This window comes from Methylophaga sp. (genome assembly GCF_030651745.1).
Genome location: NZ_JAUSCC010000062.1, coordinates 1 through 22,842 on the forward strand (window position 1 = coordinate 1; position 22,842 = coordinate 22,842).

Sequence of the window (22,842 nt, forward strand, 5' to 3'; positions counted from 1 at the left end):
TCGACCGCCTCCACGAATAAGTGTACCTACACCCTCATCCGTAAACATTTCCAGTAAGACCGCATGCTGTACACGACCATCGATGATGTGTGAGCTGGTCACCCCTGCTTGAACTGCATCTAACGCACAGCCAATTTTAGGCAACATTCCACCGTAAATGACACCCGCCGCAATTAAATCATTGACTTGTTTCGCATTCAAGCCTGTGAGCAATTTTCCGTCAGCATCCAGCAGTCCGGGCGTGTTTGTCAATAGGATTAATTTTTCTGCCTGTAACACTTCGGCAATTTTGCCTGCGACCAGATCAGCGTTGATATTATAAGACTGCCCGTCCTGACCTACACCAATGGGGGCAATAACCGGAATGAAATCACTATGTATCAACATATCAATCACGCTGGTATCAATGCTGGTCACCCGACCAACAAACCCCAGATCGATCATTTCCGGCGAATCATCACTGAGATCATCTGGTGAAGCAAACTTCATTTTTTCTGCAAAAATTAAACTGCCGTCTTTACCAGTCAACCCAACCGCGCGTCCACCATGATTGTTAATCAGGTTCACAATGCTTTTATTGACCTGCCCGCCAAGCACCATTTCGACAATATCCATAGTTTCGGTATCAGTCACTCGCATACCATTGATAAACTCAGATTCTTTGCCAATCTTTGCCAACAACTGACCAATTTGCGGTCCACCGCCATGAACAATAACCGGGTTAATGCCTACGGCCTTCAATAACACCACATCGCGGGCAAAGCTGTTTTTCAATGTTTCATCAATCATGGCATTACCACCATACTTGATGACCAACGTTTTACCGGAAAAACGTTGAATATATGGCAATGCTTCAGTGAGTACTTGAGCAATATGTGACGCTTTTTGTGTATTCAAACTCATTAACTAATTCTTCCTTGTCCTGCGTTATATAACGCGGCTTTTTTTGTTTTTGCTTAAGATCAACTTACTTTTGAGAAACCCAACAAGTGCTGACTAAAAATTCAAGCTCAGGTTGGGCTTCACTTGCAACATCTGTTGAATAAACTGTTGTTTGATTTGCTCCAGATCGGCTTCTGTCTCAGCTTCGAAACGCAAGGTTAGACCTGGCACAGTATTAGATGCTCGAACCAAGCCCCATCCTTTGCCAAAATTCACCCTGACACCATCAATGGTGATGACTTCAGCCCCATCGAACTGGGCATTTTGGGTGAATTGTGTCATAAAACGCCGACATTCTGCTGTATCTAAATCAATTAAAATTTCGTGCGTGTTAAAGCTTTGCGGTTGCGCGGCAAAAATTTCGGTTGCACCACGACGTTGGGGATCATCGGCAATCAAGGCCAATAACCTGCAAGCAGCAAATAATGCATCATCAAAACCATACCAATTGTCGGCAAAGAAGATATGTCCGCTCAACTCTCCCCCCAATTTTGCATCATGTTTTAACATTTCAGCACGTAATAACGAATGTCCTGAAGCACACATCAGCGGTTTACCACCAGCTCGTGTAATGACCTGCTCCAGCAATCCCGTACTTTTAACATCGTAGATAATGGTCGAACCTTTATGACGTTTCAAAACGTCGGTGGCAAATAACATCAATAATCGATCCGGCCAGATGATTTCACCTTCCCCATTTACTACGCCCAGCCGATCCCCATCACCATCAAAGGCGAGGCCGATATCCAGATGCTTATCACGAACCAGTTTGGAAATATCCCGCATATTCTGTGGTTGAGCAGGATTTGGGTGATGATTCGGAAAATGTCCATCAACTTCACAGAACAGCTCATGTACATCACACCCCAATGCTGTCAGCAAACGCGGAGCCACTTTGCCTGCGATACCATTACCGCAATCAACACCGACTTTCAGCGGACGGGATAAGGTAACAGCCTGTTTTACTTTCTCAATATAACTTTCAATGATATCGGCCTGACGTAGCTGACCTTCCCCATCGTATAAACGCGATTGCTGTATGCGTTGGTAAATCCCTTGAATCGCATCACCAGAAAGTGTTTTGTTATTGATGACAATTTTGAGGCCGTTGTAGCCTTGAGGATTATGGCTACCAGTGACAACCACGCCACAATTCGTCCGCATATGCTGAGAGGCAAAATAGACCAATGGCGTTGGTACAGCGCCGATATCGGTCACATCACAACCACTGGCCAAAAGTCCTTCAATCAGAGCATCACTGAAACTTTCACTAGAAAGTCTGCCATCACGACCGACGATAATCCTAGTCTGTTCTTGATGCTGCGCCTCAGATCCAATAGCCAGACCCAATACCCGCATAATCGGCTCACTGAGCTGAGTGCCAACAATCCCACGAATATCATAGGCTTTGAAAATGACTGGCTTGATATCGACTGGCCTGACCCTATCGACGGCTTCGGTTTTACTGATCTTTGGTGCAGCGACACGGATCACGGCAGGCATTGGCGTGTTATCAATGTTGACTTCATTTTCCACATATTCGACGGGTCTTGGACGGGCTCCAACTTGGGCTTGTTTTTTTGCTCGTAAGGTACTGAATTTAGTTGCGACTAACCAGCACAAAACCAAAACAATAATGGTTAACATCGCCAATGCTGGCCATGCCGCCGATCTCGCTAGATTTTCTGCTGGAGAAAATGCTAAACGCCAATAAGCTCCTGGTAGTGCCTGAGTGTAAATGCGGCCTGAATGCTGTGTGGTTTTATCGCCCTGTTCTAATAAGGTTAGCCAATTCTGGGCACCTTGCTGCAACAGCAGACTTCCAGAGCCAATCGTTAGATAACGCTCTCTAAGTTTATTTTCCAGTTCCGTCATTTGCAGTGATAAGACCAGATAGCCCGAATCAGCTAGTTTTTTGGTCAATAGAATATGTGCTTGAGGAGTATTGGGCTGCATAACGGCGATATCCGCCATGCCTTGCTTTTCAGCCTGTCGCAGACTGTTGATGGTGCCAAAACTCACCGGAATACAGGCCTCTGATGTCGGAGCAGCAGGTATTTCAGTCAAGACGCATGCTGTTGATGCTGCAGACCAACCATACGCAACTGGGTCTTGTACATCAGCTGCAGTCATTTCATTAAAACGCTGCTGCCAGCTCTGCAACATTTCGGTCAGACCTGACGCAGCAATTGCCAGCTTTTCAGTTTGCTGTTGGTTAAAAACCGTTAAAGCGGATTGCTTTTGATAGTCGTTTATCCAAATGGCGGCAGCCAGACCTGATACGACAATCAAAATCATCAACAAAATGGCTAGAGAACTCAGCCTTCTGCGAAAGATTTTCAGGTTTTGCAGAGTTAGCAGCACGGCTGTGCTCAGCTTCTGCCAGTATGACCAAAACCGCCGCTGCCACGCTCACTGGCAGTAAACTCAGTCACTTGTTCAAAGCCGACCTGAACCACTGGAACAAACAACATTTGTGCAATACGCTCACCCACCACGATTTCAAAAGGGGTATTACCTCGGTTCCAGCACGAGACAAAAATCTGTCCTTGATAATCACTATCAATGAGGCCGACCAGGTTTCCCAATACGATGCCATGCTTATGACCTAAGCCCGAACGTGGCAAAATCATCGCCGCTAAAGCAGGATCATCAATATGTATGGCGATGCCTGTCGGAATCAAAATAGTTTCACCGGGATTCAACGTCAGGTTTTCATCCAGACAGGCTCGCAAATCCATTCCTGCAGAGCCAGCTGTGGCGTAATCAGGAAGCTCAATCGATGTGCCCAGCCTAGGATCGAGAATTTTAAATTGAATTTTTTGCATGATAGCGCTCTGTTATTAATGTTATGAGTTCGCGTGCAATTTCAAGTTTCGGGGCTTCAAGCAATGACTTGTGGCCGCCCTCCCAGAAAATTTCCAGCGCATTGTTCTCCTGACCAAAAGCCAGTCCATCCCCCACCTGATTCGCTGCAATCAAATCCAGACGTTTTTGCTGTAATTTTTGTTGAGCATAATGCTGCAAATCGTCTGTTTCTGCGGCAAAACCTACTACCAAATCTGGCCGCCCACTGGCATTGGCGACCGCGGTAATAATATCGGGATTCAATCGAAGTTGCAGTGATAAATCGTCTTTTGCAGATTTTTTGAGTTTTGCTTGAGCCGGATCGGCAGGGCGATAATCGGCAACCGCCGCACAGCCAATGAAAATGGTTGTTTGTGCTAAATGGCTCATTACAGCGTCATGCATTTGCTGGGCTGTTTCCACCTTCACACAAGTTATGCCAGCTGGAGCTGTCAACGCAACCGGACCAGAAATCAATGTTACATCTGCGCCAGCTTCAACGGCGGCTTGCGCGAGCGCATAACCCATTTTTCCGGAACTGCGATTAGCAATAAAACGAACCGGGTCGATAGGTTCATAAGTCGGACCTGCCGTGATAACGACTTTTTTTCCAGTCAATGGACCCGGCTGAATTTTTGTCAGCAAATGCTTCAGCATCGTTTCGACAGCCATTAAACGCCCCTCACCATGTTCGCCACAGGCCTGATCGCCACTCTCTGGTCCAATAAATTCAACACCACGTTGTTTAAGCAGCTGACAATTCTGCTGGGTAGCAATATGTGACCACATTTTATTGTTCATCGCCGGCGCTACCATTAGTGGCGCCTCAGAAGCGAGACATACAGTAGAAAGCAAATCATCGGCAAGGCCATGAGCAAGTTTTGCCAGACAATCGGCAGTTGCTGGTGCAATCAATATCCAATCCGCCCAACGTGCTAATTTGATATGTCCCATCGCAGCTTCTTCATCAGCGTCAAAGAAATTTAATGACACCGGATTGCCGCTGACAGTTTGCATGGTGAGCGGTGTAATAAATTGCGTCGCCCCTCTACTCATCATTACCCTTACTTCAGCACCGTGTTCCTTTAACCTTCGCACTAAATCAGCCGCTTTATAAGCGGCAATACTGCCAGTGATGCCAAGTAAGATACGTTTACCGTGAAAAGCATTGTCGTCAATCATTTTGCATTTTCACCCAAGGCTAAATCCCGCAAACTCAAATCATCCAAAACATCATTTTGTGCTTCAGTTATCTCGCAGAAAAAGGCTTCAATGCCTGGCTCAGTGTGCTGCTGTAATTTTGAAACATTCACTTCCTCAGCACTACGTAAGCAGGCCAATATTTCACTGACCTGAATTTTGCTCACATCACCCGCCAGTGTATAAGCGATCTTATCGCCAGCTACTTCCACCAAAAAGCCCCCCTTCTCCAACATGCCCAGGAGATCCTCTAAATTTTCACCGCTTAAGGCGGTGAGTTGCTCCAGTTCTGAAAGACTGTACGCAGGCTGTTTATTACAAAAACGGCGAGCAATAATTGTCATCAGCCACAGGCCCTTTTTTTCGCGCAACCGAGGGCTCAATACCAGCGTTTTGCCACCCATCAATACAAATTTAGGGTGTTGCAGATAGAACGCGACCTGCGATCCGGTCAACAAAATATACCAGCCCAGATAAAGCCAGATCATAAAGAAAAACAGAATCGCAAAACTGGAATAGATTGCTGTGTAATTAGAAGATGAAGCAACAAACGTGGCAAACAACGTCCCCAAACCAATCCACAAAGCTCCGGCCACCATCGCCCCACCAAACGCCGGACCAAGTTTCACCTTGGTATTGGGAATAAAGGTATAGAGAAAGGTGAAGGCCAACACAATCATGAAATACGGCAGCAATTTGGTCAGAATCAATAACAAGGTTCCAAATGGCTCGATGGATTGCAGGGTTAGGACTACATCATGCTTCATGACTGTAGCGGCAATACCCAACGCTGAAAATACCAGAACCGGTCCAATCATCACCACACTCAGATAGTCGGTGAAACGGCGGGCCAAAGTTCTGGGGCGCTTCACTCGCCAGACATAGTTAAATGCACTTTCAACTTTTTGTACCAGCGCAATAATCGTATAGAACAGCATACCCAAACCGATTGAGCCAAGCACACCAACTTTAACGTTTTCCACAAAACCGATAATGTTGGCGGTCATCTCTTCACCACGCTCACCCAACGGCATCATAAAGTTTAGCAACACCGGTTCAATCTGGTTGTGTACACCGAACGCTTTCAGTACAGAGAACGCCACGGCAATTAACGGCACCAAGGACAGTAAGGTAGTAAACACCAGACTCATCGCCCGTAAATTTAATTCGCCTGTCGACAATTGTCGGATCATCACAAAAATGACACGCACAATATGATGTGCCAAGCGACGTAATCGGCTGGTTCCTTCCGCCGCTTCCTGCCAGATCTGAACCTGAAAGAAGTGTTTTAACTTATCTATATGTTCACTCATATTCGTTACCATCCTGATGGCCTTCGATTTATCCATTAGACTGGATTATCAATATCGATAAAGGTGTGTTGCAGGCCGAAATGATCAGCAATATGTTCGCCCAAGGCTTTAACTCCATAACGTTCCGTAGCATGATGGCCTGAAGCGATATAGTGAATTCCAAGCTCCCGTGCCAAATGGGTGGTTTGTTCTGACACCTCGCCGCTGATAAATGCGTCCAGACCTAATTCTGCCGCTTGCTGAATATAGCCTTGTGCGGCGCCAGTACACCAGCCCAAGGTAGTGATTGCACGATCATGTCCAGCAATAATAGTGGGCCTACGACCCAGCTTTTCCTCAATATGCGATGAAAACGCATCCAGTGATTGCGGCATTTTTAAGCATCCGCACAACGCAAGCGCCGGCTCGCCAGTACCTGAAATTCGGCCATCAATTTCAATATCCAGCATTTTAGCTAGCTGAACATTATTTCCAAATTCGGCATGGCCATCTAATGGCAGATGATAAGCAATAAGATTGATATCGTGTGTCAACAAGGTTTTCAAGCGTTGATATTTCACTCCAGTCACCGACGGGGACTCTCCTCGCCAAAAATACCCATGATGCACCAATATTGCATCGGCATGATTTGCTACAGCAGCATCCAGCAATGCCTGGCTTGCCGTAACGCCGGTCACCAATGTTTTAATCTGCTGCTTACCTTCCACCTGCAAACCATTGGGACAATAGTCCTGAAATCTTGATGTATCCAACACGTCATCAAGATAGGCGAGCAGCTCTGTTCGGGTTATCATCCATATCACTCCACATAATCTCTGGTCACTATAACAAAACAGGAGTCTTAAAATGGATGCTGTGAGTATTATAGCGCTGAGTATGGGCGCCGCCTGGGCCAGTGGAATCAACTTATATGCTGCTGTTTTTATGCTCGGCTATATGGGCAGCAGCGGTCATCTTGTGCTGCCGGATGAATTACAGGTGCTCAGCGACCCACTGGTTATGACGGCCGCCGCCGTTATGTATTGTGTGGAATTTTTTGCTGATAAAGTGCCAGGTGTAGATACTGGTTGGGATACATTGCATACCTTTATCCGAATACCGGCAGGGGCTATGTTGGCCGCCAGCGCGGTCGGTGATGTCAGTCCAGTAATTGAACTTACTGCGGGTATTCTCGGTGGAGGACTTGCTGCGGCAACTCATGCGACAAAAGCTGGCAGTCGATTATTGATAAATACTTCCCCCGAACCTTTCAGTAACTGGGGAGCATCAATAACCGAAGATTTACTGGTGATTGCGGGGTTATGGACAGCTCTTACTCATCCGTTGTGGTTTCTGACCGCATTACTGATTTTTGTTCTGTTGATGATTTGGCTGTTACCGCGTTTGTGGCGCTTGATAAAAACCGTTTTGCAATACATTGGAAGCTGGTTGGGGTGGTGCAAGAAACCGGAAAGAACCAATGCTGCTTCAACCCCACAACCTTCTGGGCAGATATTAGCTAAGTCTGAAGCAGATAAAACCGACGTTTAACGACGACGATATACCACGCCATGCGGCGTACGTTGCAAATCAAACGCATCGGTATAGCCGCTGATGGTTTCAGAAGCGCCCAAAAACAAATAGCCACCAGGATTTAATGACTGGGCAAGCCGGGTCAGAATGTCGGATTTGCGTTGTGTCGAAAAATAAATCAGTACATTGCGGCAGAAAATCACGTCGAAACGACCCAATGCGGTATAACTTTGTAACAAGTTCTGTTCTCTAAATTGCACCCGTTGTTTGAGCTCATCCACAATATGCCAGCGACCTTCCAATTGTTTGAAAAACTGTTGTCGTCTGGCTGCAGAAATGCCTCTGATCAGCGCATGTTCCTCATAGACACCGCGTCTCGCCATGGCCAGCATACTGTTCGAAATATCGGTGGCAATGATTTGTGTGCTCTTGAGTCGGCTATCCGGTTTTTTACGGATGTACTCACTGAGGATCATACTGATGGTATAAGGCTCTTGACCGGAAGAGCAGGCTGCAGACCAGATTTTACAAGGTGGGTTGATACGGGTTTCCATATCGGTAAGTGTTAATTTTTCAAACACTTCAAACGGCCCACCATCACGAAACCATGAGGTTTCATTAGTGGTCATTGCATCTATTACTGAATCACGTAAATGTCGTGGATGGCCACGCTGAATCGCATTTAACAGATCGGCTACTGAGGCAATGTTTTCGTCACGTAATAATTTGGTTAATCGGCTGACAATTAAGTATTGTTTGCCATCGCCCAAAACGATGCCGCAGGCTTGTTCCAAAAAAAGCCGAAACCGTTCGTAATCGGCCTGACTAATGTCATTTCCTTGTAACATACCTGCGATTTGCCTCAACCCTATTGATTTTGTCTATAACCCTTAGCGGCCATTATGCTTAAATGTTTAGCCCATGTGACTTAAATATACTCTGATTGCTTATATGTCAAAAAACAAGCCCAATATGAAACATCGAAATATTTTGATTACCGGATGCTCCAGCGGTATTGGTCTGGAAGCTGCAAAAATATTACACGCTAGGGGCCATCGGGTAATTGCCACTGTCAGAAACCCAACTGCTCAAAGTATGTTAACTGCAGCAGGTATTAGCAACTTGCTATGCGATTTGAATGATAGCGACTCTATCAATCAGGCTGTTCAAGCTGCTTCAGAGATTTTTAACGGGCCCATCGACGTATTATTTAACAATGCTGCCTACGGCCAACCCGGTGCAGTGGAAGATTTATCCCGTGCAGCACTGCGTGAACAATTTGAGACCAATGTGTTTGGCACTCAAGAACTAACCAATCTGGTTATTAAACAAATGCGACAACACGGTTTTGGCAGAATTATCTATAACAGCTCTGTTTCAGGCTTGATCGCCCTGCCATATCGCGGTGCTTACAATGCTAGTAAATATGCTATTGAAGGTTTGGCTGATACCTTACGACTGGAATTGAAAGGCACAGGAATCACTATTTCATTAATCGAGCCCGGCCCGATAAGCAGCCATTTCCGCCAAAATGCCTTTGCCAAATATCAGCAGCATATCGACAAAAATAACAGCAGCCACCACACTGTTTATGATGCGATGGAAAAACGTTTATTAACGCCGGGACCAGCAGCTCCTTTTACCCTTCCTGCCAAAGCGGTAGTTGATAAATTAGTACATGCGATTGAGTCAGATCATCCCAAAATACGTTACTACGTTACCTTTCCGACCTATTTATTTGCCTATCTCAAACGCGTATTGCCGGCCCGCGGTTTGGATTGGGTATTGAATCGGGTTTCTCGTGGTGAACAACGTTAAGTAGTCTATATTTTTTCAGTCAATTGATATGCCATAATCGCGAGCATTACATTTCCAAGGGATTTGATTTAAATGGGCAGGATGTCAAAACTTCAACCACATTGGAAAACAGCCTGCAGTATCTTTTTTAGTAGTTTTGTAGCCGGTCTAATCCTGTTGTTTTTAATTGGTTATCTGAACTTTCAACATGGCTCTTTTGAAGAGCATCATCTCTTCAGTATTTATCTGCTTCCTTTTGTACTCATTGTGTTCTTTTCCATGTTATTAACCATCTGGGGATTAAGACGTCTGTCCAAACCCTTGTCCCAGATTGAACAGATATCGCTTGCCTTGCCATTGTTGTCAGCCAAAAAATATCAGCAGGCCCGCCTTTTATTATCCGAATCCACTGTTAACAACATTGATCAGGAAGTCGTTGATCTTTCGAATATCACCAATCAACTGATTAACGTACTGGATCAGTTAGACCAGAACGGGCGATTACGTAATCAACAAGTGCAGATTAACAATCGTGAATTGCGAAAAGAACGCGACTTTATTAAAAGCCTGCTGGATACCGCTCAGTTAATCGTTTTGACGATCAATAAACGCTTTGAAATCTCGTTATTTAATGAGTATGGCGAAAAGATCACGGGCTATAGCAAAGATGAAATGCTGGGTACCAATGTCGCCAGAATGTTTCCTGCCAGTCATTGGACCGAAGCGAACATTCACTTCAATGAGTTATTAGCAGGACATCAACGTATTGCCCAGCAGGATTCCGAACTTATTGATAAAAATGGACTTATCCGCCAGATATCCTGGCTGCATTCGCGTTTGGAACACGACAATCAACAGGCCGTGATTTTATCCGTTGGCCTGGATATGACGGATAAAAAGGAAGCGGAAAAACGCATTGTCTGGATGGCTGAGCACGATCCGCTCACAGATTTGTGTAATCGCCGTAAATTTATTGAAGAATTCGAAAAATCGTTACGCATGGCGATCCGCTATCATCATCAAAACAGCTTGCTGTATCTCGATCTGGATCAATTCAAGGATATTAACGATACCAGCGGACATCGTGCCGGTGATGAATTACTTATTCTGGTAGCCCGTGCTCTTAAACGTGTTACTCGATTTACTGATCTGGTTGCCAGGTTAGGAGGTGATGAGTTTGCTATTTTGATGCCAGAAAGTGATGCTGCCGGCTCAATCACCCTGGCAAAAAAGATCATTGATGAACTGAGCACCATTCAGCTTGAATATGGAGCCGTGCAACATAAAGTCTCGACCAGTATTGGTATTGTGCACTTTCCACTGCAGGATGCCAGTATTCATGAGCTGATGGGCTTTGCCGATCTGGCGATGTATCAGGCAAAAGCCCTTGGCAAAGGCAATTACCATACGTTTTCGGTCGATGATCGAACTCGTGAACAACTTGAAGCACGGGTGTTATGGAAACATCGTATTGAACAGGCATTAGAACAAGATCTGTTTGTGTTGTTTTATCAGCCCATTCTGGAATTACATAACAACAAGATAGAACATTACGAAGTATTGATTCGGATGCGGGATCCGCACACCGGTGAAATGCGTTTGCCGGGTAAATTTATCCAGATTGCTGAACAAGTGGGTTTGATCCAGCAAATTGATCATTACGTGATTAAACATGCGCTGAAACAATTAGGCCTGCTACAAAAGCAAGAACGAAATATCAGTTTTGCCATTAATTTATCAGGTCTGGTGATTGATACCTCGCGATTATTGCCGTTACTGGAAAACACCATTGCTGAATATCAAGTGGATCCCAACGGGATTATTTTTGAGATCACTGAAACCGTTGCCGTCTCCAACCTGCAACAAGCCAAGGCTATGATGCAAGCCATTAAAGCCTAGGGTTGTCGCTTTTCGCTAGATGATTTTGGTGTTGGGTTTTCGTCGTTCAACTATATGCGTGAGTTACCTGTAGATATCATTAAAATAGATGGCATCTTCATTAAAAACCTGGATAAAAATGCGGATGATCAACTGTTTGTCAAAGCTTTGGTGGATGTGGCAAAAGGCTTGAACCGTAAAACCACCGCCGAATTTGTAGAAAATGCCGACATTTTGGCCCTGCTAAGAGGCTATGGTGTTGACTTCGCTCAGGGTTATTTTATCGGTCGCCCCCAACCAGAATTGCTTAATGCCTTAGACTGGACCCCGCCTTTTACCATCTGAGTTCTGGTCAAAAGTTCACGCTTCATGCTTGTGCAACAGCATCACCACTTCGATTCAAATTGGTGCAAATTCGCTAAGTCACTGACCCCGGGAAATACCCAAACAACTGATTTAATTAAATAAATTAAGTTAGGCACAAAACATGCAAACCACTTACCTGTTTAATATCAATCTTACTCTGGAGTTTTTATGTCTTATCTCTTGCCCAGCGAATTTACAAAAAAAATGGTCGATGCCGGTGAAGCCAAACTCAAAATGGCTACCCGCGATGTATTAATCCGATCCTATATGGCAGGAGCTATCTTAACCCTGGCTGTTGCCTTTGCTGTGACTACAGCGGTTCAAACCGGTTTACCAATTGTCGGTGCCTTGGTTTTCCCGGTAGGTTTTGTGTTATTGAATTTACTGGGTTTTGATTTGTTAACCGGAGTATTTGCCCTCGTTCCTTTAGCTTTATTGGATAAAAGAAGCGGCTGTACTTTCAAAGGTATGATGAAAAACTGGCTGCTGGTCGGCTTAGGCAACTTATTAGGCGCTTTAACCACCGCTTTACTGGTAGGTATTGCCTGGACATTTGCCTTCACCACTGAGCCAGGCGCTGCAGGCCAGGCAATAGCCAAAGCAGCTGAAGCGCGAACCTTGGGATTTGCAGCTCATGGTGGCGCAGGTTGGTTAACCGTTTTTGTCGCTGGTGTACTTTGTAACTGGATGGTATCAACCGGTGTTGTTGGTGCAATGCTATCTAATTCGGTCGGCGGTAAAGTTATTGCGATGTGGTTACCTATTGCGGTGTTCTTTGGCTTGGTCTTCGAACATGCCGTCGTCAACATGTTCCTGTTTCCAATGGGCATGCTGATGGGTGCCAATATCACTATTGCTGACTGGCTAATATGGAACGAAATCCCGGTTATCCTCGGTAATCTGGTCGGCGGTTTGGTACTGACTGGCGGCATGTTGTACGCCACACATTATAAAACCGGTGCCCCTACGGCTGAATTTTCGGACAAAATGAACTGATCTCCTCGTTGGCCTGGCACCTGTTCTGGGTGTCAGGTTTTTTTATTGAAATACAAAAAAATTTTGGAGTAACAATGAATAAACTTGCTATGACCCAAGCCATTATGGTGGCCAAAGAAACCAAAGAATTGACTTGGGAAAAGATTGGCGAAGTGGTGGGAATGTCGCCTGAATGGACAGCTTCGGCTTGCCTTGGCATGAATAGCATGTCAGCCGAAACCGCGAAAAAACTGTGTCAGGTACTTGATCTGGGTACAGAAGTCGAATTGGCCCTGCAGAAATATCCCAATAAACAATGGGATCAAACGGTACCCACCGATCCGTTGTTATATCGGCTTTACGAAATGATGTCGGTGTATGGGCCGACCATAAAAGAAATCGTCCATGAAAAATGCGGTGACGGCATCGTCAGCGCCATTGATTTTGCGATGCATATTGAGAAAAAACCCGATCCGAAAGGTGACCGGATCGTGATTACGCTGGATGGTAAATTCCTGCCCTATAAATCCTGGTAATCGTGAAGGCGCACTGTTCAGCTCAGTGCGCCTTATAACTTACTTAGCGACTAGGACGCGCGTAGACATACACCAGATAATAGGCCATTGCCACAAAGCCAGCACCACCAACAATATTACCTAAGGTGACTGGAATAAGATTTCCCATCAAACCAGCGAAATCCAAGGTGGCCAACTGTTCCGGATTAAAATGTCCAGCAGCAACAATGGCCTGATCCGTCGCAGCGATCATCGCAATCGGGATCATGTACATATTCGCGACAGAATGTTCAAAGCCCATGGCCACAAAGCCGGAGATAGGAAACAAAACGGCTAATACCTTATCGGTGACACTACGCGATGCATAGACCATCCAGCTGCCCAGACAAACTAAAACATTGCACAGTAAACCGCGCACAAATGCTTCTGTGAGCGAATGATCCACTTTTACCAAGCCCGTTTTAATCGCTGTCACCCCCACACCATAATTTCCATCCGTCAGGTATCCCGACAGATAGACCAGATAAACCGTGACCAGCGCCCCCACCATATTTCCGAAATAGACAATACTCCAGTTACGCATTAATGCTTTGAAACTGACTTGCCCCTTCGCATAAGCCATAACCACCAGCGTATTACCGGTAAATAATTCAGCCCCGGCTATCACAACAAGGATAAAGCCCAAGGCAAATACCAGACCACCCAGCAATCGTGCCATTCCGTAGGCGGCACCTGCATCAGTCATGACAACGGTGTAATACATGGCAGCAAACGAAATAAAAGCCCCGGCCATCAGTGACAGAATCACTAACGGAATAAGTGACATATTGGCCTTATCAACACCGACGGTTTTGACTTTTTCTGCGACTTCCGCTGGCGTGAAGGCATCGACATACTTGCCGAAATCAGACATGTGTTTGCTACCTGTGAGTGAGAGAGAGAAAGTCGGGCATTATATCAGTGGCTTACAGCACTTTGCAGGGATTGCTTTCCCGACAATGGGATGATTGTTACAACGACTAAAAACAAGCTAACGGATTATTGAAAACTCAAACGTTAAATTTGCAATTTGGAGATAAAAAAAAGCCGAATTGGCCCTGTATTTAGTCCAATCCGGCAATCAGTTTGATTTTCGTTTAGTGGCGTAATTCGCTAGTAAACGTCAGCTCTTCATCTTGTACATCAACCTTGATGACCTGCCCTGCCACAAAGCGGCCGGATAACAAGGCTTGCGCCAGCGGATTTTCCAGCTGATGTTGGATAACCCGTTTCAACGGACGCGCACCATAGACCGGGTCAAAACCAGCCTCGGATAACATATCCAGCGCTGCATCAGATAATTCCAGCCCCATTTCTTTTTCAGCCAGACGTTGACGTAAATGTTCCAGCTGAATATCGGCAATGGCACGGATTTGCGATTTTTGTAGCGGATGGAACACCACCACATCATCGACACGATTAATAAATTCTGGACGGAAATGTTGTCCGACAATTTCCATCACCGCATTTTTCATTGCTTCGTAATTCTCTTCACCAGCCATTTCCTGAATCACATTGGATCCCAGGTTGGAAGTCATCACAATAACGGTGTTTCTGAAATCCACTGTGCGGCCCTGACCATCAGTCAAACGTCCATCATCCAGAACCTGCAGCAGAATATTGAACACATCCGGATGCGCTTTTTCTACCTCATCCAGCAGGATCACGGAATAGGGTTTACGGCGTACCGCTTCGGTCAGATAACCACCCTCTTCATAACCAACATAACCTGGAGGTGCACCAACCAGTCTGGCAACAGAATGTTTTTCCATAAACTCGGACATATCGATCCGCACCATGGCTTCTTCAGTATCAAACAGGAAGGTCGCCAAAGATTTACACAGTTCGGTTTTACCGACACCGGTTGGGCCTAAAAACAGGAAAGAACCATTAGGGCGATTCGGATCTGACAAACCGGCACGGCTGCGGCGAATGGCATTGGCCACAGAATTAACCGCTTCGTCCTGGCCAATCACCCGCTCATGCAACGCTTCATCCATTTTCAGTAATTTATCTCGCTCACCTTCCAGCATTTTGGACACCGGAATACCGGTCCATTTGGAAACCACTTCGGCGATTTCTTCTTCACCAACCTTGTTTCTCAGCAGAGTAAATTCCTGCATTTCCGCCTGTGTGGCAATATCCAGCTGCTTTTCCAACGCTGGAATACGGCCATATTGCAGTTCTGACATTTTTTCCAGATTGCCGCTGCGGTTGGCTGCCTCCAACTCCATACGCGCTTTTTCCAGTTCTTCTTTTATGTGCTGACTGCCATGCAATGCGGCTTTTTCAGACTTCCAGACTTCTTCCAGATCGGTATATTCGCGGGCCAGTTTTTTCATCTCGGTTTCCAGCGTATCCAAACGTTTTTTGGAAGCTTCATCAGATTCTTTCTGCAATGCTACTCGTTCGATTTTCAACTGAATTAAACGTCTTTCCAGACGATCCAAAACTTCTGGTTTGGAATCGATTTCCATCCGAATGCGACTGGCCGCTTCATCTATCAGATCAATCGCTTTATCCGGCAGGTTTCGGTCGGTGATATAACGATGCGATAAAGTCGCGGCAGCAACGATCGCCGGATCAGTAATATCCACACCATGATGTACTTCATAACGTTCACTCAAGCCACGCAAGATCGCAATGGTGGATTCCACGCTGGGTTCACCGACCAGTACTTTCTGAAAACGACGTTCCAGCGCTGCATCTTTTTCAACATACTGGCGGTATTCATCCAGCGTGGTTGCGCCGATGCAATGCAATTCGCCCCGCGCCAACGCCGGTTTCAGCATGTTGCCAGCATCCATCGCACCTTCGGCTTTACCAGCTCCGACCATGGTATGAATTTCATCAATAAACAGAATGATCTGTCCTTCCTGTTTGGACAGGTCATTCAGAACCGCTTTCAAGCGTTCCTCAAACTCACCACGGAATTTGGCACCGGCAATCAAAGAGCCCATATCCAATGCTAAAACGCGTTTGTTTTTCATGCCTTCCGGCACTTCACCATTGACAATACGCTGGGCCAGACCTTCAACAATCGCGGTTTTACCCACGCCAGGTTCACCAATCAACACCGGATTATTTTTAGTGCGACGTTGCAAAACCTGAATGGTGCGACGGATCTCATCATCACGACCAATCACCGGATCCAGTTTGCCGCTCTCGGCACGGGCAGTGAGATCAATGGTGTATTTTTCCAGTGCCTGGCGTTGTTCTTCAGCATTTTGATCAGTCACGCGCTCGCCCCCACGAATTTTATCAATCACGTTATTAATATTGGTTTTGTTAGCACCGTGTTTACGCAGCAACTCACCAGTCTGATTTTTTTCTTCTACTGCGGCCAAAACCAGCAGTTCACTGGAAATAAATTGATCCTGTCGTTGCTGTGCCAGTTTATCGGTTTGATTCAACAGCCGACTTAGATCTGAAGAGATACGAATATCCCCGTTACCACCTTCAACTTGTGGGAAACGGTTTAACTGAGCTTCCAGATCAGCCTGATAAGCCGGTACATTTACGCCACTTTGGGCCAATAGGGGTTTAACCGTACCCCCTTGCTGATTCAATAAAGCCAATAATAAATGTGCTGGTTCAATAACCTGATGATCACGACCAACAGCCAGACTCTGCGCTGCTCCCAGTGCTTCCTGGAACTTGCTGGTGAGTTTATCGATTTGCATCGTAATATCCCTGTAAAAAATAAGTTAATTACAAAATGGGGGGTGGCAGATCAGAAATCAAGTGAGTGTCACCAGAAAAAGATGACCATGTTGAAAAAACAGATAAGTTATTGAAAATAATTTAATTCTATACGAAGATCTAAGCACGTCCCTAAGGCTGCTTAACTTTTACCGGCGTCTCAATCGCCAAACTGATGTCCTGCAGGCATTGCAGCATGGAATCTGTGGTGCAGAGTAAGGGTGGCTTCATTGTCAGCTGTACCCGACTCGGCACAAATGGCGCAGTAAATACTTTTCCCTGTGCAGTCACGCCATCAATACGTATTGGAAACACCGGCGCATTTGACCAGCTTGCTAAGCGTCCCACACCACCTTTGATTTTTCTGGGTGGATCGCTATCCAAGTGAATTGTACCGTGCGGAAATAACGCAATCACTTCACCTTGTTGCAGTGCTCTTAGCGCTTGGCGTAAGGCTTGTTCGGGACGCCCTGTACGATCTACTGGAATACACCCGGCTTTTTTAAATAACCAGTGGACTATCGGACGTTCATATTCTTCGCGAGCAATCAAAAATCGTAATGGGCGCTTACTGGCAGAGATTAATAACAGCGGATCAACACCTGACACATGATTGGCCACCACAATCGCCGGCCCCGTTTCAGGTAAAGCGATTTTCTGATCCGGTAAACGATGGATATAGCGACAAATCAGACGCGTCCAGCCGTCCAACCAGTTAACGGATGGCCCGCCCCAATCTGCTTTGGCATTTTGCAGTCCGATAAACCAGACTAGGACTGCAATAAAAAGGAATATAGCTAGATAGACGATCATTCCACCTCAAACGGTGCTGGATCACCCATACCGACACGAACCACTTCTGGCAGATCATTGACGAATTCAATCACTGTTGTCGGCTCATGGCCACAAGCACCACCATCGATGATCAAATCGACGTGTTTACCTAACTGCTCCGCTATCACATCAGCTTCAGTCATTGGCATGTTTTCATCCGGCAGAATCAAGGTTGAACTCATCAACGGTTCATTCAATTCTTCCAATAACGCCAACGCGATATTGTTGACCGGGATCCGTAGGCCAATGGTTTTACGTTTAGGATGTTGTAATCTGCGTGGTACTTCTTTGGTTGCTGGTAATACAAAGGTGTATGGGCCTGGCGTATGCGCTTTGATCAGCCGAAATACGGCATTGTTAAATTTGGCATAAACAGACAGTTCAGATAAATCCCGACACACCAGCGTGAAATTGTGATCGTCATCCAGTTGCCGTAATCGACGAATACGATCCATCGCTGCTTTATCACCCAAATGACATCCCAAGGCATAACCCGAGTCAGTCGGATAAACCACCAAACCGCCTTTCATGATGATCTGACAGGCCTGTTTAATTAAACGCTGCTGCGGGTTTTCGGGATGAATCTGAAAATACTGGCTCATGTAAAACCTTCGTTAGTTCTCGAAATACGCTTCAGATATACCATAGTCGAATCAATATGCCTGTTTCACTGCCATAAAGACCATACCGGTTTGCACGATGCAGGCAGTGGCAGGAATCGACCCAGTTCGCTCCAGGTTTGCTCAGGCCCATGAAAATCCGAACCGCAGGAAGCGAGCAGATCATATTGTTTAGCAAGTGCTGCGACGTTTCTCAATTGATCTGGATGTTGATGTCCTGAGCTGACTTCAATGGCTTGTCCGCCAGCGGTTTTAAAATCTTCAATCAGTCTACGCAGCTTGGTGCCGGTCATTTTATAACGTAATGGATGGGCAATTACCGCCTGACCACCAGCTTCAGTTATCCATTGCACAGCGGATGATAAATCAGTCCAGTTTCCCGGCACATAACCAGGCTTGCCTCTTACCAGAAAACGTTTGAATACATCTTTGGTATCGGCCGCATGGCCTTGTTCGACCAGATACTGTGCAAAATGCATACGTCCCAACATCGTTTTAGAAGCATATTGTGCAGCGCCTTCCAAAGCACCTGGAATACCGGATTTTTCCAAGCGTTGCGCAATTTGCTCGGCCCGTTGCTGACGATAATCACGAATATCGGCTAAGCCACTTTGCAGTTTAGGATTCTCTATATCGATGTTCAGCCCTACGATATGAACGGTACTGCTGTACCAGGTAACTGAAATTTCTACCCCGGGAATAAGTGTTATCGGTTGTCCCTCAGCGGCTATAAGGGCAGCGTTTATGCCCTCTGTACCGTCATGATCGGTCAATGCCAACACATCGACACCTTGCTGAACAGCTCGTTCGACAAGGGCTTGAGGTGACAACGCGCCATCAGAGGCGGTGGAATGGCAATGCAGGTCATAGTGAGTCATGGTGTTGATTTTACGTTAGAATGTGCCATCTCTGTAATAACTGAATAATAAAGATGAAACTATTTACTGATTTCCTGCCCATTATCTTATTTTTTATTGCCTATAAGTTTGGCGGCGGCATCTATCATTGGAATGGTCAGGAATATGATGTAGCCGGCATCTATGTCGCCACAGCAGTAATGATGGTGGCAACGTTGATTCAGGTTCTTTGGAGCCAGTTGCGCCATGGCAAAGTTGAACGGCAACATCTGATAACGTTAATTCTGGTTACTGTGCTCGGCGGAGCAACTATCTGGTTACAAAACCCTGAATTTGTAATGTGGAAACCGACTGCGGTGAACTGGTTGTTTGCCCTCGCCTTTATCGGTGCCCGGGTCTTTACTGATAAAACCTTGCTGGAACGTTTAATGGCAGCACATCTGCAATTGCCAACAGCGGTCTGGTCACGTCTCAATACGGTATGGATTCTGTTTTTTGTGTTTTCAGGTTTTCTGAACATTTACATCGCTTATAACTATTCAGAAGAAACCTGGGTCAACTTCAAATTATTTGGTTCATTGATTATTACCGTGGTATTTATTGCCGGACAGGCTCTGTATTTGTCCCGCCATATTAAAGACAGCAGTAATTCGAAGGACGCCCCCTGATGCTCTATGCCATTATCAGCGAAGATAAGCCCGATAGCCTGCAACGACGCCTGACTGCCAGACCGGCCCATCTTGCACGTTTGCAGGAATTGCAAAATCAGGGTCGTTTAGTGTTGGCGGGTCCACATCCGGCAATTGATAGCGAAGATCCTGGCGCAGCCGGTTTCACTGGCAGTTTAGTTGTTGCAGAATTTGATGACTGGCACAGCGCACAACTCTGGGCCGATGCTGATCCTTATATTGAGGCGGATGTCTACGCCAACGTCACTGTTAAACCTTTTCGTAAAGTGTTGCCATGAGTTCAACAACCCAACAAAAACTGGAACAGGCTTTACAGCAGTTGCAGCCAACCCAATTAGAAATTTCCGATGACAGTCATTTACATGCAGGCCATGCCGGCAATACCGGTGGAGGTCATTTCAGTGTATTTATAGTCAGTGAAGCTTTTACCGGACTTTCTCCGATTAAACGGCATCGTCTTGTCTATCAGGCTGCAGCAGAGCTATTGCCCTCAGCCATTCATGCGCTGAGTATTCAAGCCAAAACACCTGAAGAGCTGAATTAACCAGGTCGATGGCAACGGAAAGCAGCAAAAATCAAAATCAACTCTTTCTAGCTCAGCTGGAACGTCAACGATTACAAAAAACCTGTCAACGGATTATTGATTTACGTGGCAAGGTGTCTGGCGAATGTCAGCCTTATGAATTTGGCGGTCTGACGCATTATCTCGATGATCGCAATTATCTGATCCTGAAGCAGCTGGTTGAGCGGATGGGTGGCCTCTATACGGTTGGCGTTTATGAGGCGTTGTTACAAACAGTTCGCCAGTTTCAGCAGCAATCACAACAACCGCAACTCTCCACTTCAGACGACAGTAGCTTGTTACTTATCAGATTGGATCAACCGGTCAGACGTCAGGCACAACGGGTTTTGCTCACATTACCCGTCACCATCCAAAATGCTGATTTGAATTACCATGCAATGACGCTGGATGTTAGTGCCGATGCCATCCGCGTCAGCATGAAACAGGTATCGACACTGGAAAAAAACGATACCGTGAATGTCAGCTTTCAGCACTTTCCAAATGCACATAACACTGAACCGACACAAATTGCGTTTGATATTACGCGGCTGGATCACGATGAACAGCGCACCTTTATTGTGATGCGGTTTAATGATTCGGTGAGCGATGACATCCGTCAGGCCTGGCAAAACTGGCTAAGCAATCAGACCCAGCGAAGCCCGGCAGAATTAAATAACGAAATTCTCAACCTGACACAACATTGCCTGTTACGGCTTTACAGCCGGCAAATTCCCAGCCTGCTGTGCTGGATTGGCGAACAGCAGCAAAAAACCACTGTGACCGCTGTGCATAGCAGCACTGTCTGCGACCAGATTTTTACCAGTGCTCCTAACCTGCTCAAAAACATCAAGATCCTGTTATCACGCATTGAACAAATGCATTTATCCAGCGGTATTCTGGCCCTGCATAATGATCGTTTACTGGTGATCTCGGCTGATGAATTAAGCCGTTTGAAACAGTATTGGCCTTGGCCTGCCAAAACAAAGTTGTGGCAGTTCAAGCTCACGGCATTGCAGGTTGATGAGACACAATACCATCCACATTTAGATAGTATTGCCCAGGTTGATCCACGTCTTGCTGATGACTTCTCACGTAAGCTTTCACGGCTCAAAAACCTGTTGGCAATAACCGATATTACCGCCTGTTTACAGCAGTTAAGCGACAATGAGACCACGTTTGATGCTGATACAGGGATTGAGAGATCTGCGGCAAACTACGAATTACCGCCTCTCAGTTCAATAAAAACCTTTATAAGACGCCAGCAAAGTCGCTACACCGTAGTCACCCCGGTTGCCTTGTTTATTAATGGCCAGGAGTATGTCACGCAAACCAACGAGGTATCAGTTAACGGACTCTCTTTATCGGTCGATGCCGATTTACTGGTCTCGGTTGGCAGCCGAGCAACGCTACATTTCACTCGCTGGCAAAATCAGCGACCGTTGCTGAATTTACGCAGTGTGCCTTACGAGGTGAAACGAGTGCAGAAGTTTGCCGAGCAAACTGAGCTTGGTTTGCAACGAATGGTCAGTCAATGTCCGTTAGCTCTGAATCAGTTTTTTGAACAAGCCATTTCAACCAATCAACATTCACTGGCACGCCGGGAAGATGATTTGCTGCAGATGCAATATAGTCGGGTTTATCTGGATCTGCTGAGCCATACGCCGCTCAATACTGCTTTGTTTTTCGGTCTGGACAATCAGCAAAAACGTGTGCTGCAAGCGGTGGCTGGTCACTCCCAGACAATTGATCAAACGGATAATAAATTATGGCAGGCAATTTCTAATGCTACTTCACGTATTACCTTGCCATTAAAAACGCTCAATACCGACAATCTGGTTACACAGCCGATGGGTTTATATTGTTATCGGTCCCAGCAACAGCCCTGGCAGATTATCTGTGAACATGAGTTGCAATCTAAAGAAGCAAAAAGCCTGTTATTACACAGGCTTTTCAATGCAGATCATCATTTTGTTTTTCATTGCCAGTTGGTCAACAGCAAAACTGATTGGCTGCACGACGAACAGGATTTAACCCAACAGATTAATGCATTACGCAGTCACAGCGCCCACCGGATAAAAAATCTGCGGCAGATGCTGTCCTCTATATTTTCGATGGGTTACTTAACCGATATCACCAATATCGTACGTGATAGCCTGATGCCTGTTGATCGTTCCTAGCAGCATCTAAAAGCAGG

The 22,842-nt window shown here is 45.9% G+C and carries 20 protein-coding genes and 1 pseudogene; 9 read left to right on the top strand and 12 right to left on the bottom strand.

Annotated elements, in window-relative coordinates; all coding sequences use genetic code 11:
• The 6 genes from argB to Q7V21_RS07410 form a co-directional block, all read right to left on the bottom strand.
• The coding region (gene argB / locus Q7V21_RS07385; RefSeq protein ID WP_304916666.1) for an acetylglutamate kinase at positions 1-903 on the bottom strand (903 nt) is incomplete at its 3' end.
• A gap of 93 nt (positions 904-996) precedes the next feature.
• On the bottom strand, positions 997-3,306 hold the full coding sequence (locus Q7V21_RS07390) for a phosphomannomutase/phosphoglucomutase (protein WP_304916667.1): 2,310 nt from the start codon (positions 3,304-3,306) through the stop codon (positions 997-999).
• Between the two features lie 8 nt (positions 3,307-3,314).
• Complete coding sequence (dut, locus tag Q7V21_RS07395) at positions 3,315-3,770, bottom strand: dUTP diphosphatase (protein WP_370654049.1); 456 nt, start codon at positions 3,768-3,770, stop codon at positions 3,315-3,317.
• Positions 3,751-4,971, bottom strand: coding sequence for a bifunctional phosphopantothenoylcysteine decarboxylase/phosphopantothenate--cysteine ligase CoaBC (gene coaBC, locus Q7V21_RS07400; RefSeq protein ID WP_304916668.1), 1,221 nt, complete (start codon positions 4,969-4,971; stop codon positions 3,751-3,753). Before coaBC ends, dut begins: the two co-directional genes overlap by 20 nt.
• Positions 4,968-6,302, bottom strand: coding sequence for a YhjD/YihY/BrkB family envelope integrity protein (locus tag Q7V21_RS07405; RefSeq protein ID WP_304916669.1), 1,335 nt, complete (start codon positions 6,300-6,302; stop codon positions 4,968-4,970). The genes coaBC and Q7V21_RS07405 overlap by 4 nt, the downstream gene beginning before the upstream one ends.
• A 35-nt stretch (positions 6,303-6,337) precedes the next feature.
• Entirely contained in the window at positions 6,338-7,096 is a 759-nt protein-coding gene (locus tag Q7V21_RS07410; RefSeq protein ID WP_304916670.1) for a Nif3-like dinuclear metal center hexameric protein, read from the bottom strand.
• Positions 7,097-7,148: 52 nt separating this feature from the next.
• On the opposite strand from Q7V21_RS07410, the gene Q7V21_RS07415 reads away from it, so the two are divergent.
• Positions 7,149-7,832 carry a DUF4126 domain-containing protein gene (locus tag Q7V21_RS07415; protein WP_304916671.1) on the top strand — a complete coding sequence of 228 codons (684 nt, stop codon included), beginning with the start codon at positions 7,149-7,151 and terminating at the stop codon, positions 7,830-7,832.
• Here the strand turns inward: Q7V21_RS07415 and Q7V21_RS07420 are convergent.
• Positions 7,829-8,662, bottom strand: a complete 834-nt coding sequence (locus Q7V21_RS07420; protein WP_304916672.1) for a protein-glutamate O-methyltransferase CheR — start codon at positions 8,660-8,662, stop codon at positions 7,829-7,831. The genes Q7V21_RS07415 and Q7V21_RS07420 overlap by 4 nt on opposite strands.
• Positions 8,663-8,765: 103 nt before the next feature.
• Between Q7V21_RS07420 and Q7V21_RS07425 the strand changes: the two genes are divergently transcribed.
• From Q7V21_RS07425 to cynS, 4 genes and pseudogenes are all read left to right on the top strand, one after another.
• Positions 8,766-9,632 carry an SDR family NAD(P)-dependent oxidoreductase gene (locus tag Q7V21_RS07425; RefSeq protein ID WP_304916673.1) on the top strand — a complete coding sequence of 289 codons (867 nt, stop codon included), beginning with the start codon at positions 8,766-8,768 and terminating at the stop codon, positions 9,630-9,632.
• 258 nt (positions 9,633-9,890) lie between these two features.
• Positions 9,891-11,834: pseudogene (locus tag Q7V21_RS07430) on the top strand (putative bifunctional diguanylate cyclase/phosphodiesterase).
• Between the two features lie 189 nt (positions 11,835-12,023).
• Positions 12,024-12,851 carry a formate/nitrite transporter family protein gene (locus Q7V21_RS07435; protein WP_304916674.1) on the top strand — a complete coding sequence of 276 codons (828 nt, stop codon included), beginning with the start codon at positions 12,024-12,026 and terminating at the stop codon, positions 12,849-12,851.
• Between the two features lie 74 nt (positions 12,852-12,925).
• Entirely contained in the window at positions 12,926-13,366 is a 441-nt protein-coding gene (gene cynS, locus Q7V21_RS07440) for a cyanase (protein WP_304916675.1), read from the top strand.
• A gap of 43 nt (positions 13,367-13,409) precedes the next feature.
• Here cynS and Q7V21_RS07445 read toward each other — a convergent pair whose 3' ends face one another.
• The 5 genes from Q7V21_RS07445 to Q7V21_RS07465 form a co-directional block, all read right to left on the bottom strand.
• Positions 13,410-14,258 carry a formate/nitrite transporter family protein gene (locus Q7V21_RS07445; RefSeq protein ID WP_304916676.1) on the bottom strand — a complete coding sequence of 283 codons (849 nt, stop codon included), beginning with the start codon at positions 14,256-14,258 and terminating at the stop codon, positions 13,410-13,412.
• 223 nt (positions 14,259-14,481) lie between these two features.
• A complete protein-coding gene (clpB, locus tag Q7V21_RS07450; RefSeq protein WP_304916677.1) occupies positions 14,482-17,067 on the bottom strand; it encodes an ATP-dependent chaperone ClpB in 2,586 nt (861 codons plus the stop codon).
• A 151-nt stretch (positions 17,068-17,218) separates the two neighbouring features.
• The gene (locus Q7V21_RS07455) at positions 17,219-17,899 is read right to left on the bottom strand and encodes a lysophospholipid acyltransferase family protein (RefSeq protein ID WP_304916678.1); all 681 of its coding nucleotides are present in this window, start codon (positions 17,897-17,899) and stop codon (positions 17,219-17,221) included.
• The gene (locus Q7V21_RS07460; RefSeq protein ID WP_304916679.1) at positions 17,896-18,522 is read right to left on the bottom strand and encodes an L-threonylcarbamoyladenylate synthase; all 627 of its coding nucleotides are present in this window, start codon (positions 18,520-18,522) and stop codon (positions 17,896-17,898) included. The genes Q7V21_RS07455 and Q7V21_RS07460 overlap by 4 nt, the downstream gene beginning before the upstream one ends.
• A gap of 65 nt (positions 18,523-18,587) precedes the next feature.
• Positions 18,588-19,418, bottom strand: a complete 831-nt coding sequence (locus Q7V21_RS07465; RefSeq protein WP_304916680.1) for a PHP domain-containing protein — start codon at positions 19,416-19,418, stop codon at positions 18,588-18,590.
• 53 nt (positions 19,419-19,471) lie between these two features.
• On the opposite strand from Q7V21_RS07465, the gene Q7V21_RS07470 reads away from it, so the two are divergent.
• Genes Q7V21_RS07470 through Q7V21_RS07485 form a run of 4 tightly spaced genes read left to right on the top strand, consistent with a single transcriptional unit; the run spans position 19,472 to position 22,825 of the window.
• Positions 19,472-20,065: a septation protein A gene (locus Q7V21_RS07470; RefSeq protein ID WP_304916681.1), complete on the top strand. Its 594-nt coding sequence runs from the start codon at positions 19,472-19,474 to the stop codon at positions 20,063-20,065.
• Positions 20,065-20,364: a YciI family protein gene (locus tag Q7V21_RS07475; protein ID WP_304916682.1), complete on the top strand. Its 300-nt coding sequence runs from the start codon at positions 20,065-20,067 to the stop codon at positions 20,362-20,364. The genes Q7V21_RS07470 and Q7V21_RS07475 overlap by 1 nt, the downstream gene beginning before the upstream one ends.
• Positions 20,361-20,630: a BolA family transcriptional regulator gene (locus tag Q7V21_RS07480; RefSeq protein ID WP_304916683.1), complete on the top strand. Its 270-nt coding sequence runs from the start codon at positions 20,361-20,363 to the stop codon at positions 20,628-20,630. The genes Q7V21_RS07475 and Q7V21_RS07480 overlap by 4 nt, the downstream gene beginning before the upstream one ends.
• A gap of 8 nt (positions 20,631-20,638) precedes the next feature.
• Positions 20,639-22,825, top strand: coding sequence for a PilZ domain-containing protein (locus Q7V21_RS07485; RefSeq protein ID WP_304916684.1), 2,187 nt, complete (start codon positions 20,639-20,641; stop codon positions 22,823-22,825).
• The last annotated feature ends 17 nt before the right edge of the window (positions 22,826-22,842 follow it).